Here is a 4,826-nt window from a genome sequence, read left to right as displayed (position 1 = left end):
CCGGACGTCTCTGGAAAACATATACCGGATTATATGTAGCCGGGTACTTATTAGCTGTACTTGTATTAAAGTTTGTATACCCTCTTACAAAAGAGAAAACAGCTGAAATGTTACAGAATTTATCAGACAAACGAAATGCTGCAAACGCAGAATAACTTCAGAAACCGAGGTATCTTGCATTGACAAAACAAGTTGAAATAACAAACCGCTCAGGTCATGTCTTACGCGGAATTGTAAATATTCCGGATGAAGGCTCGCGCTTCCCCGCCATCATTAACGTACACGGATTTACCGGAAATAAAAGCGGATACAAAAATATCTATACCCACACAGCCAGATTTCTGGCTGAAAACGGATTTGCCAGCGTCCGCTTTGATTTATACGGAAATGGCGAAAGCGACGGTGAGTTCGAGGACATGACATTCACCGGTATCTTACATGATATCGAAGATATTATAAACTGGACAAAACAGCAGGATTTTGCCAATCCTGATAAAATTATTTTATCAGGCCAGAGCATGGGCGGCTATGCAGCTGCCACTGCTGCGCCTATCGTTAATCCACATGCTCTCATACTCATGTGCCCGGGAGCCGGCATGTGGTTTGGATGTAAAGACCGCGCCGAGGCAATGGAAGCACAGGGAATCACAAAAGCAGATATAGAAGGGCTTTGCTTCCCTACTTCTTTTAACCATGATTTATATCAGTATGAACCGTTTTCATCCGCAGCGGGATATACAGGTGCTGTTCTTCTTATCAGAGGAACGGCAGACGATCTGGTAGATGATGCTACCTGTCATCGATATGAAGCACTCTATAATGGCAAATGCAGTTACAAAACAATTGAAGGCGCAAATCACAACTTTGCAAGCGGTTCTGCAAGAGCTGAATTAGACAGGCTCATATTAGAGTTTTTAACACCATTGAAATAAGATAATCACTTTGAAAGGATGTGTGCACAATGAAATTATTAGAGCCCATTAAAGTTGGAAACATTGAATTTAAAAACCGTATTATGTTTCCCCCACTTACAACAGGATACGAAGAAAAAGATGGATCTATCGGCGAACAGAGTTTTCGTTTCTATGAGCGCCTTGCAAAAGGTGGTGTTGGATACATTGTCATTGGAGACGTTGCTCCTCTTTCAACATTCTCTCCTACACCAAAACTTTACTCTCCTCAACAGGCAGAAGGCTTCCAGCGGCTTGCCGATGCATGTCATAAATACGGTGCAAAGCTTGGAATCCAGCTGTTCCATCCAGACTATAACGTCGCAGCTTTAAACGAAATGTTTCACCAGGGAAAAATGCAGGAGGCAAGAGCCAAACTTCACCATGATATGCAGCACTTTGTAAATGAAGTAACTGCGGAAGAACTGGATGAAATTATTAAGCACATGGAAAATTGTGCTGTTTTAGCCCACAAAGCAGGCGTTGACTGTATCGAAGTACATGGAGACCGCCTTGTCGGATCGCTCTGCTCTCCTATTTTAAATCACAGAACAGATGAATATGGCGGAGACCTTGCAAACCGTACACGTTTCGCCTTAACTCTTGTACGGCGTTTAAAAGCAATTGTCCCAGATATGGTTATCGACTACAAGCTTCCAATCGTAACTCCTCTTGGAGATAACGGCTTTCGGGGAAAAGGTGGTCTTCCACTTGATGAGGCCTGCATTTTTGCAAAAGAATTAGAAGCTGCCGGTGTTGACACATTGCATGTCGCGCAGGCTAACCATACCGGAAATATGGGAGATACCATCCCTGCCATGGGAACACAGCCATACGGTTTTATGGTTTCATACTCTAAAAAAATCAAGGAACTCGTTTCCATTCCCGTATCCGTGGTTGGTCGTATTGTAACACCGGAAGCTGCTGAAGCCGTTATTACAAATGGCTCTGCTGACATCGTTGCACTCGGGCGTTCACTGCTTACCGATCCTGATTTTGCAAACAAGTGTGCCGATGGACACTGCTGCGATGTCAGAACATGTATGATGTGTAATAAAGGATGTACAGACAATATCCAAAACCGTGCATTCCTAAGCTGTGTATTAAATGCCGAGAATGGTTATGAGACAAGCCGTCAGATTACTCCTGCAGTCACAGCAAAGCGAATTGCAATTATCGGTGCAGGAATTGCAGGACTTGAAGCAGCACGTGTTGCCGCTCTGAGAGGCCATCAGGTAACTATATTTGAAAAGTCACTCCAGATCGGTGGTCAGCTTCTTATTGCCAGCGTTCCACCCCGAAAAGAAGAGATGATGAGAAGCATTAACTACTATCTTAACGTGCTTCCCAAGTTATCAGTGACATTCCGTCTGGGTCAGGAATTTACCGGAAAAGACTATGATTCGTTTGATGAAGTAATTGTTGCAACAGGTGCAACGAATGCAATCATTCCCGTTCCGGGCAAAGATCTTCCAATCGTTACAAGTGCATGGGATATTCTTGCTAAAAAAGAAATTGTATTCGGCAACGTCTCTGTCATCGGCGGTGGTCTTGTAGGTGTTGAAACTGCGGAATACCTTGCTGCCCGCGGATGTAACGTTACAATTATTGAAATGATGGATCAGATTGCAAAGGAAGAAAGCAGCACGATTCTCCCAACTTTGATGAGTGAATTAGAGCATTCCAATGTCCAGATTCTTACCTCTGCAAAACTATCAGAGATCAATGACCATGCAGTTATTGTTGAGAAAACAGAAAATGAAAAAACCTCGGTCTTAGAGATCAGATCGGATTTCGTTGTAATGGCTGTTGGCGCAAGAAAGAATCTTCCGGATCTTTCGGCTTGTCCGCTCCCACTTCATTATATTGGCGATTGTGCCGGAGATCGTCCAAGCAATATCGATCATGCCATTAAATCAGCATATGATGCCGCATGTGAAATATAAAAGGTTTTTTCCCTATTCGTACCCAGCTATATATTCACATTTGCAGAATATCTGCAGACATGAAATTACGGGCGTGTCAGTTTCTGACACGCCCGCTTTCATTCTCACCTTATCATTTGTACTCTTGCAGCGATCTTCCTACAACCGGAAATGCTCCATGCTGTCTGCGAGCACTTTCATATCGCCCTCCAGCTTCTCGATCATTCCGCTGGAACGCTCCACCGTTCCCTCCAGCTCAGTTGTCATACTGGAAGTCTCCTCCGTGGATGCCGCATTATCTGTCGCAAGATGCGTCAGCACCTCGATGCTCTGGGTAACTTTCTCACGCTCCTCATTCGCAGTGCGGATCATATCCGTCACCACGCGGATGGAATTCGTGCACGCCTCCAGTGCCTTCTGCATATCCAGAAACATCTCGCTGGTATGATTCAGCGCCTCTACCTGCTGCTTCGACGCATCATTCATCTGTACCATAATGCCCATCGACTTCTCGGAATTCTCTGTCAGCTCTCCGATAATGTCGTTAATCTCATGCGCTGTATCTGCCGACTGTGTCGCAAGACTTCCGATCTCTTCCGCAACTACCGCAAATCCGCGTCCGGCTTCTCCTGCGCGCGCCGCCTCAATCGAGGCATTCAGTGAAAGCAGATTCGTCTGATCCGCGATCTCACTGATCAGCGTCGCCGCCTTGCTGATCTTATTGACGGATGCATTGGTACTCTCCGTCTGTGTATACATCGACTCGATATCCGCTTCTGTCTTATTGTTCGTATCGATCAGTTCACGAAGCTTAGCGAGCGACTTATTGGAATACTCCTGCATCTGATTGGCATTGCCGACCAGTTCTTCCATCTCGCTGGAGATCTTCTCGATGCCTTCCGCGATCGTCATGATACCGTTGGACGCTTCCGTCGTGGATCCTGCCTGCGTCGTGCTGTTTTCCGCAATCTCATTGACGGCAACCGCAACGTTTCCGATGGACTCCTGCATCGAGGAGAAATTACCAGTAAACGACTGCAGTGCATTCCGCAGATCTGTTGATGCCGTGCTGATGCTTCCTATCAGGGAAACAATCTGCTTCTGCGCGGCATTGAGTGCCTCTGCCGTGTCTCCCAGCTCGTTCTTCTCCCTTACGTTCACGGTCGTTGTCAGATCTCCGTCGGAAAGTCTGGATGCCAGCCCCTGGATCTCCACCAGCGGCTTGCAGAGCTTCGCCGCATAGATTCTCGCCCACACGAACGCCATCACAAGCATAACAGCCATCATTATCACTATCACAATGCAGAGAACCTCGAACTTCTGGTTGATGCGTCCTTCCACACCCGTCATCTCTGCCTGCATGTCATCGACGTAGTTACCGGTGGAGACTGCCCATCCCCACGGTGCAAACAACTCGGAATATGCTACCTTCGGCGCAACCGTCACACCGTCCGCCTTCGTAAAGTAAAATTCATTGAATCCGCCTCCGTCGGCACTGTTACAGACCTTCATAATCTCCTGGATGATCATGACACCATTCTGATCCTCCAGATCGTAGCGGTTATTTCCTTCCTGCTCCGCCAGAATCGGATGCATTACCAGATTGTAATCCGTATCATCAATCCAGAAATATCCGCTTCCGTCATCGCGGTAACGCATGGCGCGGACGATCTCCTTCGCTTCTGCTTTCGCTTCTTCCTCTGTCAGTTCCCCTGCCTGGCTCTTATCATATTCTGCCTGCAGCACAGCAATCACCGTCTGGACCTCAGACTTGATCTCTGTGTTGTAACCGGAATCCATCGCACTTTCATATTCCGTCAGCGCCATATTGGTCGTATTCCGGATACTGAAAATGGAAGTTGCCCCAAGCAACAGGGATGCCAGTAATACCAGCATCAGACAGGTCATCGTTAACGTATGTTTCACACTTCTTCTGTTCATACCATGCCGC

The 4,826-nt window shown here is 46.7% G+C and carries 3 protein-coding genes; 2 read left to right on the top strand and 1 reads right to left on the bottom strand.

Annotation, left to right across the window (positions count from 1 at the left end; translation table 11 throughout):
• Positions 1–179: 179 nt before the first annotated feature.
• Both ACZLMD_RS12360 and bilR read left to right on the top strand, forming a co-directional pair.
• On the top strand, positions 180–932 hold the full coding sequence (locus ACZLMD_RS12360) for an alpha/beta hydrolase family protein (RefSeq protein ID WP_014080904.1): 753 nt from the start codon (positions 180–182) through the stop codon (positions 930–932).
• Between the two features lie 29 nt (positions 933–961).
• Positions 962–2,896 (top strand): bilirubin reductase, long form, encoded by a 1,935-nt coding sequence (gene bilR / locus ACZLMD_RS12355; RefSeq protein WP_118097781.1) that lies wholly within the window; start codon positions 962–964, stop codon positions 2,894–2,896.
• 138 nt (positions 2,897–3,034) lie between these two features.
• Here bilR and ACZLMD_RS12350 read toward each other — a convergent pair.
• Positions 3,035–4,826: methyl-accepting chemotaxis protein (locus tag ACZLMD_RS12350; RefSeq protein ID WP_489495861.1), on the bottom strand; the 1,792-nt coding region annotated here is incomplete at its 5' end.

The sequence above is a fragment of the Jutongia sp. genome (assembly GCF_057878315.1).
Note: the sequence above shows the minus strand (reverse complement) of the source record. Positions and strands in the feature narration are given on the sequence as shown.

Coding starts and splice junctions, on each gene's coding strand:
- bilR (WP_118097781.1), top strand. CDS start 962: ATGAAATTATTAGAGCCCATTAAAGTTGGAAACATTGAATTTAAAAAC.